The 19516-nt window shown below is 62.8% G+C and carries 20 protein-coding genes; 13 read left to right on the forward strand and 7 right to left on the reverse strand.

Annotation, left to right across the window (positions count from 1 at the left end; all coding sequences use genetic code 11):
* The first annotated feature begins 236 nt into the window (after positions 1-236).
* Positions 237-1214 (forward strand): diguanylate cyclase domain-containing protein, encoded by a 978-nt coding sequence (locus GTP58_RS23505; RefSeq protein WP_072788377.1) that lies wholly within the window; start codon positions 237-239, stop codon positions 1212-1214.
* Positions 1215-1270: 56 nt separating this feature from the next.
* On the opposite strand, the gene GTP58_RS23510 is transcribed toward GTP58_RS23505, so the two are convergent.
* Complete coding sequence (locus tag GTP58_RS23510) at positions 1271-1693, reverse strand: hypothetical protein (protein WP_161079515.1); 423 nt, start codon at positions 1691-1693, stop codon at positions 1271-1273.
* Positions 1694-1908: 215 nt separating this feature from the next.
* Here GTP58_RS23510 and GTP58_RS23515 point away from each other — a divergent pair, with 215 nt between their 5' ends.
* Together GTP58_RS23515 and GTP58_RS23520 are read left to right on the forward strand one after the other, a co-directional pair.
* The gene (locus tag GTP58_RS23515; RefSeq protein WP_161079516.1) at positions 1909-3528 is read left to right on the forward strand and encodes a response regulator; all 1620 of its coding nucleotides are present in this window, start codon (positions 1909-1911) and stop codon (positions 3526-3528) included.
* 77 nt (positions 3529-3605) lie between these two features.
* Positions 3606-4325, forward strand: a complete 720-nt coding sequence (locus GTP58_RS23520) for a sensor histidine kinase (protein ID WP_161079517.1) — start codon at positions 3606-3608, stop codon at positions 4323-4325.
* On the opposite strand, the gene GTP58_RS23525 is transcribed toward GTP58_RS23520, so the two are convergent.
* Both GTP58_RS23525 and GTP58_RS23530 read right to left on the reverse strand, forming a co-directional pair.
* The gene (locus tag GTP58_RS23525) at positions 4322-5602 is read right to left on the reverse strand and encodes an NAD(P)/FAD-dependent oxidoreductase (RefSeq protein ID WP_161079518.1); all 1281 of its coding nucleotides are present in this window, start codon (positions 5600-5602) and stop codon (positions 4322-4324) included. The two genes, GTP58_RS23520 and GTP58_RS23525, sit on opposite strands and share 4 nt — an antisense overlap.
* Positions 5603-5634: 32 nt before the next feature.
* Positions 5635-6102 carry a hypothetical protein gene (locus GTP58_RS23530; protein ID WP_161079519.1) on the reverse strand — a complete coding sequence of 156 codons (468 nt, stop codon included), beginning with the start codon at positions 6100-6102 and terminating at the stop codon, positions 5635-5637.
* 142 nt (positions 6103-6244) lie between these two features.
* Between GTP58_RS23530 and GTP58_RS23535 the strand changes: the two genes are divergently transcribed.
* From GTP58_RS23535 to GTP58_RS23550, 4 genes are read left to right on the forward strand one after another with little or no spacing between them, the layout of a single operon-like run.
* On the forward strand, positions 6245-6679 hold the full coding sequence (locus GTP58_RS23535) for a MarR family winged helix-turn-helix transcriptional regulator (RefSeq protein ID WP_161079520.1): 435 nt from the start codon (positions 6245-6247) through the stop codon (positions 6677-6679).
* Positions 6676-8214, forward strand: coding sequence for an MDR family MFS transporter (locus GTP58_RS23540; RefSeq protein ID WP_161079521.1), 1539 nt, complete (start codon positions 6676-6678; stop codon positions 8212-8214). The genes GTP58_RS23535 and GTP58_RS23540 overlap by 4 nt, the downstream gene beginning before the upstream one ends.
* A gap of 19 nt (positions 8215-8233) precedes the next feature.
* Positions 8234-9673, forward strand: a complete 1440-nt coding sequence (locus GTP58_RS23545) for an efflux transporter outer membrane subunit (RefSeq protein ID WP_161079522.1) — start codon at positions 8234-8236, stop codon at positions 9671-9673.
* 18 nt (positions 9674-9691) lie between these two features.
* Positions 9692-10840, forward strand: a complete 1149-nt coding sequence (locus GTP58_RS23550) for an efflux RND transporter periplasmic adaptor subunit (RefSeq protein ID WP_161079523.1) — start codon at positions 9692-9694, stop codon at positions 10838-10840.
* 81 nt (positions 10841-10921) lie between these two features.
* On the opposite strand, the gene GTP58_RS23555 is transcribed toward GTP58_RS23550, so the two are convergent.
* The 3 genes from GTP58_RS23555 to GTP58_RS23565 are packed head-to-tail and all read right to left on the reverse strand — an operon-like array spanning position 10922 to position 13319.
* Positions 10922-12463, reverse strand: a complete 1542-nt coding sequence (locus GTP58_RS23555; RefSeq protein WP_373924774.1) for a hypothetical protein — start codon at positions 12461-12463, stop codon at positions 10922-10924.
* Positions 12464-12515: 52 nt separating this feature from the next.
* Complete coding sequence (locus GTP58_RS23560; RefSeq protein ID WP_161079525.1) at positions 12516-12764, reverse strand: hypothetical protein; 249 nt, start codon at positions 12762-12764, stop codon at positions 12516-12518.
* A 57-nt stretch (positions 12765-12821) separates the two neighbouring features.
* A complete protein-coding gene (locus GTP58_RS23565; protein ID WP_072788401.1) occupies positions 12822-13319 on the reverse strand; it encodes an Lrp/AsnC ligand binding domain-containing protein in 498 nt (165 codons plus the stop codon).
* 97 nt (positions 13320-13416) lie between these two features.
* On the opposite strand from GTP58_RS23565, the gene GTP58_RS23570 reads away from it, so the two are divergent.
* The 3 genes from GTP58_RS23570 (at position 13417) to GTP58_RS23580 (ending at position 16836) form a co-directional block, all read left to right on the forward strand.
* Positions 13417-14700 carry a D-amino acid dehydrogenase gene (locus GTP58_RS23570; protein ID WP_072788537.1) on the forward strand — a complete coding sequence of 428 codons (1284 nt, stop codon included), beginning with the start codon at positions 13417-13419 and terminating at the stop codon, positions 14698-14700.
* A gap of 207 nt (positions 14701-14907) precedes the next feature.
* On the forward strand, positions 14908-15747 hold the full coding sequence (locus GTP58_RS23575) for an HDOD domain-containing protein (RefSeq protein WP_072788403.1): 840 nt from the start codon (positions 14908-14910) through the stop codon (positions 15745-15747).
* 63 nt (positions 15748-15810) lie between these two features.
* The gene (locus tag GTP58_RS23580; protein WP_072788405.1) at positions 15811-16836 is read left to right on the forward strand and encodes a transporter; all 1026 of its coding nucleotides are present in this window, start codon (positions 15811-15813) and stop codon (positions 16834-16836) included.
* Here GTP58_RS23580 and GTP58_RS23585 read toward each other — a convergent pair.
* Positions 16784-17308, reverse strand: coding sequence for a hypothetical protein (locus GTP58_RS23585; RefSeq protein WP_161079526.1), 525 nt, complete (start codon positions 17306-17308; stop codon positions 16784-16786). The two genes, GTP58_RS23580 and GTP58_RS23585, sit on opposite strands and share 53 nt — an antisense overlap.
* A 124-nt stretch (positions 17309-17432) precedes the next feature.
* Between GTP58_RS23585 and GTP58_RS23590 the strand changes: the two genes are divergently transcribed.
* Genes GTP58_RS23590 through GTP58_RS23600 form a run of 3 tightly spaced genes read left to right on the forward strand, consistent with a single transcriptional unit; the run spans position 17433 to position 19514 of the window.
* On the forward strand, positions 17433-17624 hold the full coding sequence (locus GTP58_RS23590) for a YqaE/Pmp3 family membrane protein (protein WP_161079527.1): 192 nt from the start codon (positions 17433-17435) through the stop codon (positions 17622-17624).
* A 58-nt stretch (positions 17625-17682) separates the two neighbouring features.
* Positions 17683-18894 (forward strand): MFS transporter, encoded by a 1212-nt coding sequence (locus GTP58_RS23595; protein WP_161079528.1) that lies wholly within the window; start codon positions 17683-17685, stop codon positions 18892-18894.
* Positions 18891-19514, forward strand: coding sequence for a metalloregulator ArsR/SmtB family transcription factor (locus tag GTP58_RS23600; protein ID WP_161079529.1), 624 nt, complete (start codon positions 18891-18893; stop codon positions 19512-19514). Before GTP58_RS23595 ends, GTP58_RS23600 begins: the two co-directional genes overlap by 4 nt.
* Positions 19515-19516: the final 2 nt, after the last annotated feature.

Consider the following 19516-nt stretch of genomic DNA (forward strand, 5'->3'; position numbering starts at 1 on the left):
CGCTTACGGGCACAGCCATGAATAAAATTACCATAAGGAAAGTATTCATTCCTACCCGCAGACGCGGCGCTGTCCTACAAGCAATTCGGAAAACTCTTGCTACACTACAAAAATCTAAAAAAAGGCGTACTATAGTTTCCACATGGAAATTAATGTACACTTGTGTGCGACGCAGCACCGCAACATCGACTATTATCGAATTAGTACTACACTAGAGACAGACTGAGACCATCACCATGCCGAGCCGAGACGAAATCCTGAACGCCAAAATTCTGGTGGTGGATGACAGCGCAGACAACGTCGATCTGATGTTGGAGATCTTGCGTGAGGCCGGCTATACAGATGTGTCTTCCACCATGCTGCCGGAACAGGTGTGCCCCCTGCACCGCCAGCATTGCTACGACCTGATCCTGCTGGATCTGCAAATGCCGGGCCTGAACGGCTTCCAGGTCATGAAGGGCCTCAAGGAGATCGAGCAAGGCGGCTACCTGCCCGTGCTGGCCCTGACCGCCCAGCCCAGCTTCAAGATTGCCGCGCTGGAAGCCGGCGCGCGCGACTTCATCAGCAAACCGTTCGATTTGCTGGAAGTCCACAAACGCATTCACAACATGCTGGAAGTGCGCCTGCTGTACAAGGAACTGGCGCAATACAGCCGCCAGCAGCAGGAACTGGCGCTGCATGACCCGCTGACCAGCCTGCCAAACCGCCGCTTGCTGGAAGACCGCATCGCCACCGTGCTGCAACATGCCACGCGCCAGCAGAACAAGGCCGCCGTCATGTATCTGGACCTGGATGGCTTTAAGGCGATCAACGACACCCACGGCCATGCCTACGGCGACGAAATCCTCAAGCAAGTGGCGCAGCGCCTGGTGGGCTGCTCGCGCAAGGAAGATACCGTAGCCCGGGTTGGCGGCGACGAGTTCGTCATCGTCATGGGCAATATCGCCCACATTGCCGACACCCAGGAGCCGTGCAACAAGCTTATCGACGCCGTCTCCCAGCCTTACCAGGTCAATGGCCTGACCCTGCAGCTGTCCACCAGCATCGGCGTCGGCATCTTCCCGGACGACGCGACCGAAGTGGCGCCGCTGATTGCCGCCGCCGATGGCGCCCTGTACGAAGCCAAGCGCTCCGGCAAAAACCGCTGCTGCACGGCCCAGATGATGAGCACGCCTCCCAAGCAGCATCACGTGATGTCGGCTTCCATCGCCTGAAACAACAAGGGCGGGCACATGGCCCGCCCGTTCCCGCTTGCAAACTACAGCGCTGCTTAGTGAGCGCCGGCCTCTTCCTTCTTCAAGCCCTTTTGCGTGCTGTGCTCGACCTTGGCGGCGTGCTGATGGTCGTCGTGGGCATTCACGGTTTCCGGCGGCACTTCAATCCGGGTAATCCCCGCATCCACCGAGACCGGATCGCTGGCCGGGAAAGTCATTTCCACTCCGCTATCGAGCAAGGTCTCCCTGGCTTGTTCCGCCGGCGTTTCCTGCTCCTCGCCGGCCAGCGCCGTGATGGCGGCCGCCCACTTGACGAATTTCAGCTCCGCCAGCTCGCGCACCGTGTGCACGTTGAAAGCCTGTGCCAGCGCCTTGGCATCTTTTACGCTAATACCGCGCAAGGCGCTGGTTGGCGCATCGGCCAGCGCGCGGAAGCTATGGCCGACGTACTCTTTGTCCACGACAGTATCGATATTCATGATGAATCCTTTCAGGTGACGTTCCATCCTACTGTGCCAGTGTTGGCCATCCGGGTCTGTGCGGAAGCGAACGCTATGCGGCGCGGGCTTACTGTCGCGTTCAGTTGCACTGGCGTTTTTGACATTCATATATGCAATTGCTATGATCGCCCGGTACTTCTCTGGCAGCGTTCAGGCCGCGAAGATTTCGCTGTGTCGCATAGTGCAGAGACCCCGTGCCCAAACTAGACAAACCCAAGATCCTGGTCGTTAATGACGACGCCAACAGCCTGTTCGCGCTGACCAGCCTGCTCGCCCAATGGGCCGAACAGGAGTCCTATGAGGTATTGGCGGCGCGCTCGGGGCAGGACGCCTTGCGTCAGGTGCTCATGCACGACTTTGCCGTCATTCTGCTGGACGTCAACATGCCCGGCATGGACGGGTTTGAAACGGCCGCCGCCATTCACGCCCGCGCGCGTTCAGCCGACATTCCCATCATCTTCATCACCGCCTTCCTCGCCGACGAACTGGACCGGCTGAAGGCTTACCAGCATGGCGCTGTCGACTTCCTGTTCACGCCGGTGATTCCGCAAATCCTGTACGCCAAGATTTCGGTGTTCGTCGCGCTGGCCATGAAGAATGAGGAACTGAAAAAACAGGCGCGCCAGCTCAGCCAGCGCACCACCGAACTGACCGCCACCAACCAGCGCCTGACCCGCGAGATCGAAGAGCGCCAGACGGTGGAACGGCAAAACCACGCCAAGGACGAATTCCTGGCCATGCTGGGCCACGAGCTGCGCAACCCGCTGAGCGCCATCAGCAGTGCTGCGTCCCTGATCGGCCTGCCTGGCGTGTCGCTGGAAGGCGTGCAGCGCGCCAAGAAAATTATCCAGCGCCAGAGCCAGCATCTGGGCCGCATCGTTGACGACCTGCTTGACCTGTCGCGCGCCATGTCAGGCAAGATCCTGCTCAACCGCGCGCCGATAGACCTGGCCGCCCTGGTGGCTACCTCGCTGGAAACCTACCGCGCCACGGGCCGCAGCACCGACTACGAGCTGGAGCAGGATCTGGACCAGGGCTGGGTCGATGGCGACAGCACGCGCCTGGAGCAGATCACCAGCAACCTGCTCGACAATGCCCTCAAGTACACCCAGCCCGGCGGCCGTATCGAAGTACGTACCTGGACGGAAAACGAGGACGTGGTGCTTAGCGTCCGCGACACAGGCGTCGGCATTCCCGCCGAACTGCTGCCGCAGGTATTTGACGTCTTCGTGCAGGGCAGCAGCACGTTGGACCGTTCGCAGGGCGGCCTCGGCATCGGCCTGTCGCTGGTGCGCCGCCTTTCAGAGCTGCATGGCGGCAGCATCGAAGCCGACAGCCAAGGTCCCAACCGCGGCAGCACCTTCACGCTGCGCCTGCCGCGCATCGAGCATCAGGTGGCCGCCGCCCCCGCCGCGCCGGCGCGCGCCGAGCATGGCAAGCCGCGCGTGCTGCTCATCGAAGACAACGATGACGGCCGCGAAATGATGACCATGATGCTGGGCGGTTACGGTTACGACGTCGCAGCTGCTGCCGATGGCCTGCTGGGCCTGGAAGCGGCAGTCAGTTACCAGCCCGACCTGGCGCTGGTGGACATCGGCCTGCCCGGCATCGACGGTTACGAAGTCGCGCGCCGCCTACGCGCCGATCCCGCCACCCGCGACATCAAGCTGATCGCCCTCACCGGCTATGGCCTGGCGGAAGACCTGCGGCGCGTGATGGAGGCCGGTTTCGACCGCCACCTGGTCAAGCCGGTCGATATCGACCAGCTCATGGAAGTGATCGACAGCTGCGCCCAGGTACCGGTAAAACAATAGCGGTGCGCCACAAGGTGCAAAGCTCGGGTATCATCGGTGCCACACCGTAGTCTGTCCGACCTCAACAGAGAAAACCTATGTCCGCATCGGCACCGCAAGAACACCTCGATCAACAGCAAGACGCCCTGCGCAGCGCGGACCTGAGCGAATTGCTGGGCCACGTCCACACCTGCTGGGACAACGAGCGCCGCTCGCTGTCGCGCCAGCTGCATGACAGCCTGGGCTCGTCGCTGACGGCACTGACAATGCACCTGGGCCTGCTCATGCAAAAGCTGCCTGCCGACCAGGCGCTGCAGGACCGTGCCGGCCACATGAAAAAACTGCTGAACCAGATTGTTGAAACCAATCGCCAGATGCAGCTCAAGCTGTGGAACGACAAGCTGGAATTCCTTGGCGTGCGCGTCGCGCTGGATGAGCTGGTCACACAGTTTGGCGAACAGCGCGGCATCACTGCGCGCTGCAGCCTGCCGGAAGAAGAACTCAACTGCCCGCGCAGCCACGGCATCGTGCTGCTGCATACGCTGGAAGAAGCGCTGCGCAACATCGACGCCCACGCGCAAGCCACCGAAGTGGACGTCATCGTGGACGACAACGAAGACGAAGTCATGCTGACCGTGAAGGATAACGGCGTCGGCCTGAGCGGCCCCGTGCCGGCCGGCATGTCAGCGGGCAAATTCGGCCTGCGCATGGCGCGCGAGCGCGCCGCCTACCTGGGCGGCACGCTGACGCTGGCGGCCGGGCCTGAGCGCGGCGTCACGCTGACCATGATCCTGCCCAAGCCAGCCACCACCGTTTAATGCAGCTTGACCAGCGGCGTGGTGCGCTTGATGAGGAAGCGCGCCAGCGCCAGCACACCCGTACGTACCGTGCCCAGCACGGCCTGGTGGTGCATCAGGTGCAGGCTCACATACATCATGCGGGCTACAAAGCCGTCCACAAACCAGCTTAGTCCTTTCAATGATCCCATCAGGCTGCCGACTGAAGTAGTCTGGCCGAACGACACCAGCGAGCCGTAGTCGCGGTATTCATAGGGCTTGTTTTGCGGCGGTTTGCCTTTATGCTCGCGCAGGAAAGTCTCCAGCAGATAATCGGCCTGCTGGTGCGCGGCTTGCGCGCGCGGCGGCACCAGCTTGCCGTCCGGCCCCGCGCACGCCGCGCAGTCACCCAGTGCATAGATGTAGTCAAAACCCTTGATGGCCAGCGTGCCATCAACGTCCAGCTGGCCCAACTTTACGGTCGGCAGGCCCAGCGTCTTGAGGAAGTCTGGCGCCTTGATACCGGCCGCCCAGACCACGATCTGCGCCGGATAGACCGTGTCGCCAGCCGTCACGCTGCGCTCATCGATGGCGGTCACGCGCGTGGCCGTGACCACGGTAACCGCACGCTCGCGCAACAGCTTCAGCGCGGCGTCCGAGACTTTCTCCGGCAACGGCGCCAGGATGCGCGGCGCCCCCTCCAGCAGCGTGATGCGCACATCGCGTTCCGCCTTCAACCGGCGGAAGCCGTAGGCCGCATACACGCCGCTGGCTTCTCGCAATTCCGCCGCCAGCTCGACACCGGTGGCGCCGCCGCCGATGATGACCACGTCCACGCCCGCATCCTGTTTCAGCTCGGCCAAGGTCAGCAGCTTGAGCAGCGTCAGGCGGAAGCGTTCCGCGTCCTCGGTGGCATTCAGGGAAATGGTGTGCTCGGCGGCGCCAGGCACGCCGAAATAATTGGAGGTGCTGCCCACCGCGATCACCAGCTTGTCGAAGCGGATCTGGCGTTCGGGCAGGATTTCTTCATGTTCGCTGAGGATGGCGCCCACCGTCAGCAAACGCTGCTGCGCATCGAGCGCCGTCAGCGGACCATACACAAAGGTGAAGCCGTTGTCGTGCGCCAGCATCTGATACGACAAGCCCTCCTGGTGCACATCCAGCGTTCCGGCCGCCACTTCATGCAGCGACGGTTTCCAGATATGGAACAGGCGGCTGTCCACCAGCATTACCGCTTCCGGCCCCAGCTTGCGGCCCAGTTTGCAGGCAAGTTCCAGACCGCCCGCACCGCCGCCAACAATGATGAATTTACTTTGCAAGAAGTTCTCCTGTGGCGGCGCTGGCCGCCGGGTTATTGGTCGTGGTGGCCGTGGCGGTCGTGGCCATGTCCATGGCCGCGGCCACGGTCATGCTCCTGCCAGCGGCCCGGGCCGCGGTCGTCGCGGCGGTCCTCGCGCCAGCCGTCGCGCTCATGGTGGCCATGGCGTTCGCGGTAGCGCGGTGCATACTCATTGGTGTACCAGCGGTCCTGAACAAAAAACACGCGCTGGTTGCAGGCGCGATAAGCGTAGCAGTGCTTGCTCCAGTGACGGGCATGGCCAGGCGGCACACGCAGGTAGACCGGCGCGGTCTCGACGTAGCGTACCGGACGTTCCACCAGCACCGGCTGGCGATAAATCACTTGTGGCGGCGGATAATCGCCGACATCAATGCGGCCGTAAAACCCTGGCTGGCCAACACTGATGGATACCCCAACGTCCGAAGCGAAGGCGGATGCAGACAGTGCCAGCAAACTGGCGGCGAGTAACTTGGCTTTCATGATGAGTCTCTATTGATCTTACGAGCGAAACTGCTCAGCCAGCATCATAGTAAGCTCAGCCATAAATTTCCGTGCGCTAGCGAACAGAAGTTACCTGTGCTAAACTAATAGTTCGATATCTAACCATTAGCCGTAAAATCATATGTCTTCTATAGAAGAACGTTTCTCCGCCGCGCTGCACGGCTCCGCGCGTGCCTGGCGCCTGGCCATTGACCGCCGCCTCAAACATCTGGGCCTGAGCCAGGCCAGCTGGATGGCCATTGCCCTGACCGCCAAAGAGAAGGAAGCGCCATCGCAAACCCGGTTGGCCGCGCGCGCCGGCGTCGAAGATCCCACCATGGTGTCCACCGTGGACAAGCTGGTCAAAGCCGGCTACATGGTGCGTACGCCGTCGCCGACCGACCGCCGCGTCAAGCTGCTGAGCCTGACCCCGGCCGGCCAGGAGATCTACCAGAGCGTCTGGAAGGAAGCCGACGTGCTGCGCCGCGAACTGCTGGGCAACGTCGATCCTGAAATGCTGAAAACGGTGACCATCTTCCTTGAAGCCATCCAGACCAATATCGAGTCCCTTTCATGAGCACTGCCGCAGTCGCCGCTACCGCGCCGGGGGATGGCCTGAACCGCCGCATGATCACCATTTCGATCATGCTGGCGACCATCATCCAGGCGCTGGACGGCACTATTGCCAACGTCGCGCTGCCGCACATGCAGGGCAGCCTGTCGGCCTCGCAGGACCAGATCACCTGGGTGCTGACCTCGTTCATCGTCGCTGCCGCAATTGCCACGCCGCTCACCGGCTGGCTGTGCGACCGTTTCGGCCAGAAGAACATCTTCCTCGCGTCGGTGGCCGGTTTCACGGTGGCCTCGGTGCTGTGCGGCCTGTCCGGCACGCTCACGGAAATCGTCATCGCCCGCCTGCTGCAGGGGATTTTTGGCGCGGCGCTGGTGCCGCTGTCGCAAGCCACGCTCCTCGACATCAACCCGCGCGAGAAGCACGGCTCCGCCATGGCCGTGTGGGGCATGGGCGTGATGATCGGCCCCATCCTCGGCCCGACGCTGGGCGGCTGGCTTACCGACAGCTACGACTGGCGCTGGGTATTCTTCATCAACGTGCCGGTCGGCGCGATGGCGTTCTACGGCATCTGGCGCTACATCCGCAAGACCGCCGCGCCGCGCAAGATGCAGTTCGACGCCTTCGGTTTCGCCACCCTGAGCCTGGCCATCGGCGCGCTGCAAATGCTGCTCGACCGCGGCGAACAGAATGACTGGTTCAGCGCTACCGAAACCTGGGTCGAAGCCATCATCCTGGCGCTGAGCTTCGCCTACTTTGTCGCCCACACCGCCACGCGGCCGGCCGGCAAATCCTTCTTCGACTACCGGCTGCTGCGCAACTCCAACTACGTCAGCGGCCTGCTGTTCATCTTCATCGTCGGCCTGGTGCTGTACGCCACGCGCGCGCTGACGCCGTCCATGCTGCAAAGCCTGATGGGCTATCCGGCCAAGATCGCCGGCCTGGTCACCGCGCCCAGCGGCATCGGCACCATGGTGGCGATGATGTTCGTCGGCCGGCTGGTGGGCAAGATTGACCTGCGCCTGCTGCTCGGCACCGGTTTTCTCATTACCGCCTTCTCGCTGTGGCAGATGACCCAGTACACGCTGGTGCTGTCGCAAAGCGATATCGTCTGGCCCGGCGTGATTCAGGGTCTGGGCCTGGGCCTGGTGTTTGTGCCGCTGAGCGCCGCCACCTTTGCCACGCTGTCACCGGAGATGCGCGCGGAGGGCACGGCCATCTACAGCCTGATACGCAATATCGGCAGCTCCATCGGTATCGCGATGGTGCAGGCGCTGCTGGCACGGAACACGCAGACGGTGCACGCCTCGCTGACGGAACACATCACCACCACCAACCCGGAACTGCTGAACAACCTGTCCACGCCGGAAGCGGCAGCAGCGCTGAACAACGAGATTACGCGCCAGGCTTCGATGATCTCCTATGTGGATGACTTCTGGCTGATGATGATTGCCACGCTGTGCGTGATACCGCTGCTGCTGTTGATCAAGCCGCCGGCCAAGGCTGCACCGGCCGCCGTCGACCACGCCGCAATGGAATGAAGAAGAAATGGAACTCAACGTGAAAACAACTGCCCTCCTCCGTCCTACCGTGCTGGCACTGGCCGTCGCCCTGGCCGGCTGCGCCAGCGTCCCGCCCGATCATCAGGCGCTGGTCAAGCGTGATATCGCCAGCGCGGAAATCGCGTCCAGTATCAAGCTGGCCAACGAAGGCTGGCCGCAAGCCCAGTGGTGGACCGCCTACCATGACGAGCAGCTCAATGCCATCATCAAGCAGGCGCTGGCCGGCAGTCCATCGCTGGAAGTGGCGGCAGCGCACATCGGCAGCGCGCGTTCCTCGCTGTCGCGCACCGTGGCAGACATGGGCATCGACAGCGCGCTGTTCGCCAACGCCAACCGCCAGCGCTACTCGGGCACGGGCCTGTTCCCCGCACCGATCGGCGGCGCCTACTTCAGCGAAGAGACGCTGCGCCTGGACCTGCGCTACAACTTCGACTGGTGGGGCAAGAACCGCGCGCAGGTCGCCGCCGCCGTCGGCGAGCTGAATGCCGGCCGCGCCGCCTATGCAGAAGCCGAGCAGGCATTGGCCGCATCCATCGCCCAAAGCTACTTCCGCCTGCAAGGCGCGTGGGCGCGCCTTGCCAACACGGATCAACTGGCCGCCACCCAAACGGCGCTGGTGCAAGACAAGGCCAGACGCATCGCCAACGGCCTGGCCAACGCCGATGAACAACGGGCAGCTGAAGCGGACCTGAGTCTGATCCGCAAACAGCAAGCGCAGCTCAAGTCCGACATCGAACACGAACGCGAAGCCTTGCGCGCACTCGCAGGCGCCGACAACCGTGCCCTGGCGGACTTGAAACCAGCGCCACTGACACCGGCGCCGCACGCGCTGCCGGCCCGCCTCGGCCTCGATCTGCTGGCACGCCGCCCCGACCTGCAAGCCGCGCGCTGGAAGGTGGAAGCCTCGCTGAGCAAAATCGACGCCGCGAAGGCCGCCTTCTACCCCGACGTCAATCTGACCGGCTCCATCGGCCTGGATACCGTCAAGATCGAGAACCTGCTGCAAAGCGCCAGCCGGACCCTGTATCTGGGACCGACGTTGTCGCTGCCGCTGTTTGACAGCAAGCGCCTGGATGCGCAACTGGACAGTGCCCGCACCACCCGCAACGAACGCATCGCCGAATACAACCAGACCATCGTCGACGCCGTGCGCGACGTGGCGCAAGGCGGCGCGCAGCTGCAAGGCATCGAGCTCCAGATCACGCAGCAGAGCGCTGCCACGGCATCGGCCCGCGCACAGCTGGCCTCCGCGCAGGCGCGCATGGACCACGGCCTGGCCAACAACAGCAGCGTGTTGAATGCACGGCTGGCCATGCTCAGGCAGCAGGATGCCGACCTCTATCTGCAACAGGTACAACTGCTGGCCGAAATTGCTCTGACCAATGCGCTGGGCGGCGGCTATCACGAAGAAGCGCCACTGGCGACTGCCACCAAATAAATCAACGGATCACACATCATGAGCACTGAAGTCACCAAACCAAACGAGAAAAAGCGCAAGGCCGTGCTGGCAGGGATCACGCTGGCCTTTATCGCCGCAGGCGCCGCTTATGCGGTCTACTACGAAGCGGTGCTGTCCAAAATACAGGAGACGGACAACGCCTACGTGGGCGGCAATCTGGTCACGCTGTCGTCGCAAGTGACCGGCAACGTCACCGAAATCCGCGCCGATGAGACGCAGATGGTGCAGGCTGGCGCTCCCGTCATCAAACTCGATTCGGCCGATGCGGATATCGCGCTGGCGCAGGCGGATGCCAAGCTGGGCGCCGCCGTACGCCAGCAACGCCAGCGTTATGCGGACGTCGCGCAGTACGACGCCACCGTCACGCTGCGCAAGCTGCAACTGAAAAATGCCGAAGACGATCTGGCCCGCCGCAAGCCGCTGGCTGCCGACCACACGGTCTCCGGTGAGGAAGTGGAACACGCGCGCCAGGCGGTCGATGATGCACGCGCCGCGATTGCCGTCGCCATCAAACAGGAGGAAGCGGCCAAGGCCGGCGTTAATGGTGTGGCGGTAGCCCAGCATCCGGCGGTGCAGGCGGCCAAAGCTGATTATGTGCAGGCATGGCTGGCGGCCCGCCGCAACACCATCCTGGCGCCGGTGTCAGGCTATGTGGCCAAACGCAGTGTGCAGATCGGCGCGCGTGCAACGCCGGGTACTGCGCTGATGTCGATTGTGCCTCTGGACCAGCTGTGGGTGGATGCCAACTTCAAGGAATCGGAACTGCGCAATATCCGTGTCGGCCAGCCGGCCAAGGTGGAAGCGGATATGTATGGCAGCAAGGTGGAATTCCATGGCCGCGTGGTAGGCCTGTCGGCCGGCACGGGTAGCGCCTTCTCGCTGCTGCCGGCGCAGAACGCCAGCGGCAACTGGATCAAGGTGGTGCAACGGCTGCCGGTGCGGATCGAGCTGGATCCGAAGGAGTTGAAAGAACATCCGCTGCGGATTGGCCTTTCGACGACGGTATCGGTGGATATCACCAAGACCGATGGCGCGGTGCTGGGTGCGGCAATGCCGCAGAATCCGGTCTACAGCACGCAAGCGCTGACGCAGCCACTGGACCAGGCGGCCAATGCGGCCGACGCCATCATCGCGCGGAATCTGTAACCCGGTAAGGCAGGGTCTGACCCCGTACGGGGTCAGACCCCAAAGCGGAACGCCTTGCGGGGTGCAGCATAACGCCAGCCGCTACCCCTTGAGCAGTTCCGTATCCAGCTGGCGTATCGCGCTTTGGGCCTGCGTGATAACGCGGTCGGCGATCCGCTGGCGCATGCCGGGCACACGGCCCGCCGCTTCCGCTTCCAGCAAGATGGGCGTCAACAACTGCAAGGCGGAATCGCGAAAGCCTTCCGCCACCAAATCCAGCTGCGCATTGAACGACTGCTCGGCCGCCAGCAGCTGCTTGCGCAGCTCTTCTTCAAACGCGGCGCGCTTGTCGCGTATTTCGCCGCGCTTGCGCTTGCCGCCATCGGTGAACCATTTGAACGCCCCCGCCAGCAGCACCGCGCCGCCGACAAACGGCGCCACCGGCGCCACCACCGGCAGCACCACCGCAGCACCGATCAGATACGCCGCCGTTCCCGTGCTGGCCGCCACCGCAGCACCACTGACCAGCGTCACATTCGCCGCCGTATCAAGCTTGTTGACGATGCGCGTACCCACGCGCAGGCGTGGCATCAGCCGGGCCAGCGCCGCATGGTGCTGACGCTGGAATACCGTCGCCTGCCCCAGCTTCATCCCGGACTGGAACAGGCGCAAGTCCTCCTGCAGCAGATGCAAGGCCTGCTCCTTGCGGCGCACGATGCGGTCCAGGCGCCGCTCCATCTCCTGCCCAAACTGATTGCGGCCCATGCTGGCCCACACATCTTCGTCTTTCCACTTGTCGGTATTCAAACGGTCAGTCATCGCCAACTCGATCGCATTGCCTGCATCGTGCACGGCATCGTCGATTTCCTCGATCATCAGGCGGCGCTCATAAGCAATGCGCTGGTCAACCAGGATAAGCCGCTGCGTCACCTGGCTTTTCAAGTCATTGGCCGCACTGACCAGCGAGCTGGCCGCCGCCTCGCCGACTGACAGCAGGCGCGCTTGCTCAAGGTAGGTGCTGATGGCCTGCGTGATGGACGCCGTGGTGGCGCCGACCAGCTCGCGCAGCTGGAGCTGGTCAATCTCGCCGGACTGGAAATGGCGCGCATGATCCACCAGCACCGGCTGGCCTGCCGTGCGGCCAAAATCCGCGACCGCATCGGCCAGCGAACGGCCGCGCACCAGGCGGCGCGCCTGTTCGCCCAGATTGGCCAGCAGGCCGCGTTCCTCAGCAGGAGGCAAACGGTTCAAGTCTTCCAGCGACAAGCGGGCGGACAGGGCTTTGGCCAAGCGCTGCGCCAGGGCACGCGCATCCGGGCCGTGCAGCGCCAGCAGCGGAATCACCATGCTCAGCGCCTGCTCGCGTGCGGCCTGGTCGATACCGGTACAGCTGCGGCTTAGCGCATTGAGTGCCCAGTCGACCTCCACGCCGGACTCGATGGCGTTCAGCACCAGGGCAGTAAAGACGGCGGAAGATTGGCCATCACCGGCGATATCCGTGACGGCGGCGAACTGCGCCAGCGTCAGGCTGCCGCTATTGCCGGCAATTGCGCCGACGGCCCGCGCATAGGCGGAGCTAAAGCTCTGGTCAGAGGACAAATGCTCGTCCAGCGAGCGCACGACGAGCTGCGACGAACTATCCACGCCTGCTCCAGTTGGTTGCGATGTCATTATGACATTGTAACCGAAGCCTAACTCAACGCGCCATATAGTGAATCGCCGCGAAGAAGATGCCGTTCTGGGCGATGAAGATAGCGACCATCCATCGCAGCAGGTCCACTTTAAGCTCCGTCATCTGCTGCCTTACCCAGTCCTTCGTGGCGAGCGTTTCAGTGAGCCGCTCCAGCACCTCGCCGAGCGCATCGGCGTGCGCCACCGCCTGCTCGGCCGGCACACCGCCCTCTTCCAGGCGTTTGCGGTATTTGGTGGATTCCAGTGCGTTCATGGTTCATCCAGTATGCACCGCACGCCAGCGAATGCAAGCGCCCCGCTTTGAGCCAGATCAGCCCTGTACCACCTCGGTCGACAAGGTCAGCGTCTCCTTGATTTCCTCCATCACGACATAGCTTTTCGACTGCGCCGCCCCTGGCAGGCTGAGCAGCATCTCGCCCAGCAGCTTGCGGTACTCCGCCATCTCGTGAATCCGCGCCTTGATCAGATAATCGAAATCGCCCGAGACCAGATGGCACTCCTGCACCTCCGGAATGCGCAACACCTCGCGGCGGAACTGCTCAAACGCCGGACCCGACTTCTGGTTGAGCGTAATTTCCACAAACACCAGCAACTTGGCCCCCAGCGACGGCGGATCGATGCGCGCGTGATAGCCGGTAATCACGCCATCGCGCTCCATGCGCTTGACACGTTCAATCGTCGGCGTGGTCGACAGGCCGACCTGCTCGCCGAGGTCCTTCATCGAGATGCGGCCATCCTCCTGCAGGATCTGCAATATCTTTCTGTCCAGCTTGTCCAGCCCGCGGACCGATTCTTTCTGAATTCGCATAAAAATCCACTGTTTTGTCGGTGATATACAGTAACAAACACTACATAAACGAGAATACCATAGCGGAATATCTGGTAGTTAAATAATGGGGGACAACATGCGTGTAGTGATCTTGGGTAGCGGTGTAATCGGCGTCACCAGCGCCTACTATCTGGCCAAAGCCGGCCATCAGGTGACCGTACTGGATCGCCAGCCCGGCCCCGCCCTCGAAACCAGCTTCGCCAACGCTGGCCAGATCTCGCCCGGCTACGCCTCCCCATGGGCGGCCCCAGGCATCCCCCTGAAAGCCATGAAATGGATGGTGCAGCGCCACGCGCCGCTGTCCATCACCCCGGACGGCACCCTGTTCCAGCTGCAATGGATGTGGCAGATGCTGCAAAACTGCACCGCCGACCGCTACGCCGTCAACAAGGAACGCATGGTGCGTCTGGCTGAATACAGCCGCGACTGCTTCAAGGCCCTGCGCGCCTCCACCGGCATCGAATACGAAGGCCGCCAGCAAGGCACCACCCAGCTGTTCCGCACCCAGGAGCAGATGGATGCGGCCGCCAAAGACATCAGCGTGCTGGAAGAAACCGGCGTACCCTACGAGCTGCTGAGCCGCGAACAACTCATCAGCGCCGAACCCGGCCTGGACAAAAACAAGCTGGTCGGCGGCCTGCGCCTGCCGAATGACGAAACCGGCGACTGCCAGCTGTTCACCACGCGCCTGACCGCGATGGCCGAACAACTGGGCGTGAAATTCCGCTACGGCGTTGACATCACTGGTCTGGTGACCGAAGGCGATCACATCAAAGGCGTCAAATGCGGCGACGAACTGGTCACCGCCGATTCTTACGTGGTGGCCATGGGCTCCTACTCGACCGCGCTGCTCAAAGATCTGGTCAAGATCCCGGTCTACCCGCTGAAAGGCTACTCGATCACGGTGCCGATCGTGAATGCCAGCGCGGCGCCGGTGTCCACCATCCTCGACGAAACCTACAAGATCGCCGTCACCCGCTTTGAAGACCGCATCCGCGTGGGCGGCATGGCGGAAATCGCCGGCTTCAACACCCAGCTCAACCCGCGCCGTCGCGAAACGCTGGAAATGGTGGTCAACGACCTGTTCCCGGGCGCCGGCAACACTGCAGAGGCCACCTTCTGGACCGGCCTGCGCCCCATGACCCCGGACGGTACGCCGATCGTCGGCCGCACCGGCCTGAACAACCTGTTCATCAACACCGGCCACGGCACGCTGGGCTGGACCATGTCCTGCGGCTCGGCACAGCTACTGTCCGACATCATCTCCGCACGCCGTCCAGCCATCCGCGCCGACGACCTGTCGGTGAGCCGTTACAGCAAAGACCGCGGCGCCCGTCAGCCGCAACTGGCCAACGCCTGATCCTTTCCCCCGCTCGCGGCGCCCTTCTCCTGGCGCCGCGAGCGTCTCCTGCTCCGCCCGATTTCAGCTCGATTTCAGCTCGATTCCCGCGCTATATGACGTCGCTGTGACATCGCTGTGACATCCGTGTCACTTCATTGCCGCTATCTGCCAACAACGCCTGATAGAGCGTTGAGATTGGGGCCAAGCCTGCGTATAATTTTGACCATGAACAAACTCGAAGCATACGGCCATATCGCGGCCCTGGCCATACGTGGCGAACTCGTCTTCCCTACCAGCGTGAATGCCGCGCTGCGCGTGCAACTGGCACTGGATGATCCCGACTGTCCCATCGATACTGCCATCAGCCTGGTGCTGGCGGAGCCGCTGCTGGCAGCGAAGACCGTGGCCATTTCGAATTCGGCCATGTTCAACCGCAGCGGCGCACCGGTGGTGACCAATGTGCGCGGTGCCATCATGCGTATCGGCTACCAGAACCTGTACGCGCTGGCCGCCGCCATGGTGGTGCGCCAGTTCGGCAGCAAAATCGTCGATCCCAAGCTGCGCGCCAAGGCGGAAAAGCTGTGGGACCACACCATCGCCGTCGCCGCGCTGGGCCGCCTGATCGCCCGCTACGTCACCGGCACCAATGAAGACACCGCGCTGTTCGCCGGCATCGTGCATGAAGTGGGCGGCTTCTACCTGCTGTCGCGCGCCGACGAATTCCCCGGCCTGCTCGACGAGGATCCGGAAAACTGGCATTCGGCCAGCGAAGAAATCATCACGCGCGAAGTGATGCGCAAGCTGTGCATCCCGGAACCGGTGGCCGATGCGATTGAAGGACTGCGCGACAGCTTCATGTCCATCCCGCCGGATACCCTGCTCGACACCCTGCTGCTGGCCAACCACCTGACACCGGTGAAGTCGCCGCTGCAGGAACCCCAGCGCGACCTGCCGCCGCATTCCGACTCCGCCATCGACCTGTTCATCGACGAGCAAAAGCTGGCCGCGATGCTGGAAGAAGCCAAGCGCGATGCGGCCGACATGAGCGCCGCGCTGCTGGTGTAAGCTGAGCTAAACTGTCCCGGCCGTCCGGCGCAGGCGGCCGCCCCCACATTCTGGAGAATACGCATGCAGACTGCGCCAGTGTCTTACGGCTCCGATCAATCCGGCATGGTGTGCGGCTACCTGTTCGGCCGCGCCGCCGATGGCAAAGGCCTGCCGCTGGACACCGACGCTGCCTGCCAGTGGCTCCGGCAGCGCGCGCAGCATCCCACGGAATTCATCTGGCTGCACTACAACCTGGCCAACACCGCCAGCGAAAAATGGCTGCACGAGCACACCACGCTACCCGATGAGTTCTACGAAAGCCTGCACGAAGGACCGCGCTCCACCCGTATCGAACTGATCGACAACACCCTGATCGCCGTGGTCAACGACGTCGTGCACGACTTCACGTTCGAACCGTCCGACATCTCCACACTATGGCTCAGCGTGGACGAACAAATCGTCATCAGCGCGCGCCGCAAGCCCCTGCGCGCGGTGGACAGCCTGCGCAACGCCGTGCGAAACGGCGAACCCATCCGTTCCTCGGTCGAGCTGCTGACCCATCTGCTGCGCGACCAGGCCGACGCCCTGATCAAAATTGTGCGCGACGCCATCACCACTGTCGACAGCATTGAAGACAATCTGCTGGCCGGCAAACTGACCACCAAGCGCGCCAGCCTGGGCGCCTTGCGGCGTGTACTGGTGCGATTGCAGCGCCTGCTGGCGCCAGAACCGGCAGCGCTGTTCCGCCTGCTGCAAAAACCGCCCGCGTGGATGGCGGAAATCGACGTCCAGGAACTGCGTCAGTCGACCGAGGAGTTCTCGATGGTGCTGGCCGATATGGCCTCGCTCCAGGAACGCATCAAGCTGATCCAGGAGGAGATTGCCGCGCTGTCCAGCGAAGCCAACAACCACAGCCTGTTCGTGCTGACCGTGGTCACCGTGCTCGCGCTGCCCATCAACATCATCGCCGGCCTGCTGGGCATGAACGTGGGCGGCATTCCGCTGGCCCAGTCCGAGCATGGCTTTCTGGTGGTAGTGGTGATCGTCGCCAGTTTTACCGTGATCGCCGGCTGGCTGGCCTTCCGCCGGCAGCGCGACGTGAGCTAGGCCGCAGCGACTTCAAACGCCAGGCGCCGGCGGCGACCGCAGCGACACCCATGACCAGCGCGACCAGATTATCGCGCCGGTAAGCGCTGCGCACATCGTCAATACTGACCGCCTCCTTGCCGCCGACCGCCACGCCATAGGCTGTATAAAACTCACCAGGCGCAAAGCCGATGCCCGTCTTATGCTGGCGGAAAAACTTCACCGCAATAGGATACGAAGCGCCATCGCGCACCGCCTCGCGCTGATGGCCATTCGCATCCCCCTTGGCATACAACACCAGCTGCTGCTTATCCGACAGGATGAAATACAGCGCGCCGCGCGTCTCCTGCTGCCAGACCACGCGGCCGCGCGCCACCTCCAGCTGCTCCGTCCTGGGAAAGCTGAACTCCAGCGCGCCAAACACCATCATCAAGCCGACGCCGAGCAGCAGAAAGAAATAAGCGCCGCGTTGATCGGCAAACCAATTGCCCATATAAGCACATCCAAAAGAAATGACCGCCATCATACGTGACATTTGGTGCACATTGCTGGCGGGCTACACTGTATAGTAATGCCGCTGTTCCAGCGTCCATCCACATCACAAGAGAGACTCGACTATGCGTTTGATTATCGCCCTGATTTTACCGTGGCTGACCTTTTTCACCATCGGCCGCCCGCTCGCCGGCATCATCTGCCTGATCCTGCAGATCACTGTAATCGGCTGGCTGCCAGCGACGATCTGGGCCGTCTACGCCCTGAGCCAATACAAGACCGACCAGAAAATCGAACGCGCCCTGGGCCGCCGTTAATCCCTAATTTGTAAAGTTTTTTGTTTACTTATTAGATGAGAGCGCTTACAGTGGAGGCATGAAAACTCCACTGCTCATCGCCTCGGCCTGTTTGCTGGCCTTGCTCTCGACGATAGGCGCCGCGCTGCCCTATCCGATTCTGCCGCCGCTGTTTGCAGCCGGCGCCACCAATGGCCTGAATACCTTCCTCGGCCTGCCGCCCAAGCTGCTGTTTGGCCTGGCGTTGACGATCAATCCGCTCGGCCTGCTGATTGGCTCCGCACTGCTCGGCCCCATGTCTGACCGCTACGGCCGCCGCCCGGTGCTGTTGATTACCGCAGTCGGCGCCGCCATCGGTCACGCCGTCACTGCCGGTGCGCTGCTGATCGAGAACTATCCGCTGTTTATCGTCGCCCGCTTCGTAACCGGCCTGCTGGAAGGCAGCGGCTCTGTCGCTCGCGCGCTGCTGGCCGACCGTCTCGAAGGTGATCTGCGTCGTAAAGCGCTGTCCTGGCTTAATGGCGCCTTCTATATGGGCTGGCTGGCCGGTCCCCTGCTGGCCGGCGCGACGCTGCAATTCGGCTTGACGACGCCGTTCTGGGTTGCCGTGGCCGCGCTGTTGCTGGTCGCCGCGCTGGTGGCGATCGCACTACCGCGCGAAGCGGCGTCCCATGCGACGACGTCGTGGTGGCAGGTGGCGCGTGATCGCCATGCGCTGAACCTGCTGCGCGAGCCGGATCTGCGTAGCCTGTTCATCATCACGCTGGCCTACACTTGCGGCGTCACCGGCTTTTATGAGTTCTATCCTCTGTGGCTGGTGGAAGTGCCGGGCTACGGCGCGCAAGGCATCGCCTGGACCACCGCCGCCATGTGCGCGGTGATGACAGCGACCACCATCGTCGCCGGCCGGCCGTTCCCCGGCGAGCCTTTGCTGCGCGCACGCCGTTTTGCGTTTGCTGTGGCGGCGGTGATTGCGCTGCTGGCTGTCAGTAACGCCACGATTGGCCTGGCCTGCATCATCCTGTACGGCATTCCGCATTCGTTCTACAACTCGATCGTGCCGAACTACTGCGCCGAGCGTTTCGGCATCCACGGCCAGGGCGCGGTGATGGGACTGATCTCGACTACCTTCTGTCTCGCCAATATCATCATGGCGCTGGTCGGTGCGGTACTGACGCTGATTGATACGCGCCTGATCCTGCTGCTGGGCGCTGCGCTCACCGCGTGGTCGGCATGGCGCATGCACAGCTGGCACCACAGCATGGCCCGCATGGAGGGCGCGACGCCATGAACACCGCTGACCAAACCCTGTTTCTGATTAAAACGCGCGGCCCGCAAACGGCGCAGCAGTTGGCCGCCCTGCTCAATCTGACATCGATGGGCGCGCGCAAGCAGCTCGAGGCCTGGCAGGACAAGGGCATGCTGACGTATGAGGATATCGCCGATAAGCCGGGCCGCCCGTCGCGCCGCTGGCTGCTGACGGACGCCGGCCACGCGCGCTTCCCCGACCGCCACGCCGAGCTGACCGTGCAGCTCATCGATCAGGTGCGCTCCTTGTTCGGCGATGCCGGTCTGGATAAGCTGATTAATTCACGCGAACAGGCCAGTGAACGCGACTATCGCCAGCATCTGACCACCAGCCGCACCTTGCCGGAACGCGTACACGCGCTGGTGCGCGCACGCACGGCGGAAGGCTATATGGCGGAAGTCGAACAGCAGGAAGACGGCAGCATGCTGCTGATTGAAAATCACTGTCCGATCTGTGCCGCCGCCAAGCAGTGCCAGAAATTCTGCCGCTCCGAGCTCGACGTGTTCCAGCGCGTGCTCGGTCCCGACTGCACGGTCGGCCGGGTCGAGCATATGCTGGGCGGCGCACGCCGCTGCGTTTATCTGATCAGGAAGATCGGCTAGGA

This window comes from Duganella sp. CY15W, from assembly GCF_009857555.1.
GTDB classification, from domain to species: domain Bacteria; phylum Pseudomonadota; class Gammaproteobacteria; order Burkholderiales; family Burkholderiaceae_D; genus Rugamonas; species Rugamonas sacchari.

Coding starts and splice junctions, on each gene's coding strand:
- GTP58_RS23505 (WP_072788377.1), top strand. CDS start 237: ATGCCGAGCCGAGACGAAATCCTGAACGCCAAAATTCTGGTGGTGGAT.
- GTP58_RS23510 (WP_161079515.1), bottom strand. CDS start 1,693: ATGAATATCGATACTGTCGTGGACAAAGAGTACGTCGGCCATAGCTTC.
- GTP58_RS23520 (WP_161079517.1), top strand. CDS start 3,606: ATGTCCGCATCGGCACCGCAAGAACACCTCGATCAACAGCAAGACGCC.
- GTP58_RS23530 (WP_161079519.1), bottom strand. CDS start 6,102: ATGAAAGCCAAGTTACTCGCCGCCAGTTTGCTGGCACTGTCTGCATCC.
- GTP58_RS23535 (WP_161079520.1), top strand. CDS start 6,245: ATGTCTTCTATAGAAGAACGTTTCTCCGCCGCGCTGCACGGCTCCGCG.
- GTP58_RS23540 (WP_161079521.1), top strand. CDS start 6,676: ATGAGCACTGCCGCAGTCGCCGCTACCGCGCCGGGGGATGGCCTGAAC.
- GTP58_RS23550 (WP_161079523.1), top strand. CDS start 9,692: ATGAGCACTGAAGTCACCAAACCAAACGAGAAAAAGCGCAAGGCCGTG.
- GTP58_RS23560 (WP_161079525.1), bottom strand. CDS start 12,764: ATGAACGCACTGGAATCCACCAAATACCGCAAACGCCTGGAAGAGGGC.
- GTP58_RS23565 (WP_072788401.1), bottom strand. CDS start 13,319: ATGCGAATTCAGAAAGAATCGGTCCGCGGGCTGGACAAGCTGGACAGA.
- GTP58_RS23570 (WP_072788537.1), top strand. CDS start 13,417: ATGCGTGTAGTGATCTTGGGTAGCGGTGTAATCGGCGTCACCAGCGCC.
- GTP58_RS23575 (WP_072788403.1), top strand. CDS start 14,908: ATGAACAAACTCGAAGCATACGGCCATATCGCGGCCCTGGCCATACGT.
- GTP58_RS23580 (WP_072788405.1), top strand. CDS start 15,811: ATGCAGACTGCGCCAGTGTCTTACGGCTCCGATCAATCCGGCATGGTG.
- GTP58_RS23585 (WP_161079526.1), bottom strand. CDS start 17,308: ATGGGCAATTGGTTTGCCGATCAACGCGGCGCTTATTTCTTTCTGCTG.
- GTP58_RS23590 (WP_161079527.1), top strand. CDS start 17,433: ATGCGTTTGATTATCGCCCTGATTTTACCGTGGCTGACCTTTTTCACC.
- GTP58_RS23595 (WP_161079528.1), top strand. CDS start 17,683: ATGAAAACTCCACTGCTCATCGCCTCGGCCTGTTTGCTGGCCTTGCTC.
- GTP58_RS23600 (WP_161079529.1), top strand. CDS start 18,891: ATGAACACCGCTGACCAAACCCTGTTTCTGATTAAAACGCGCGGCCCG.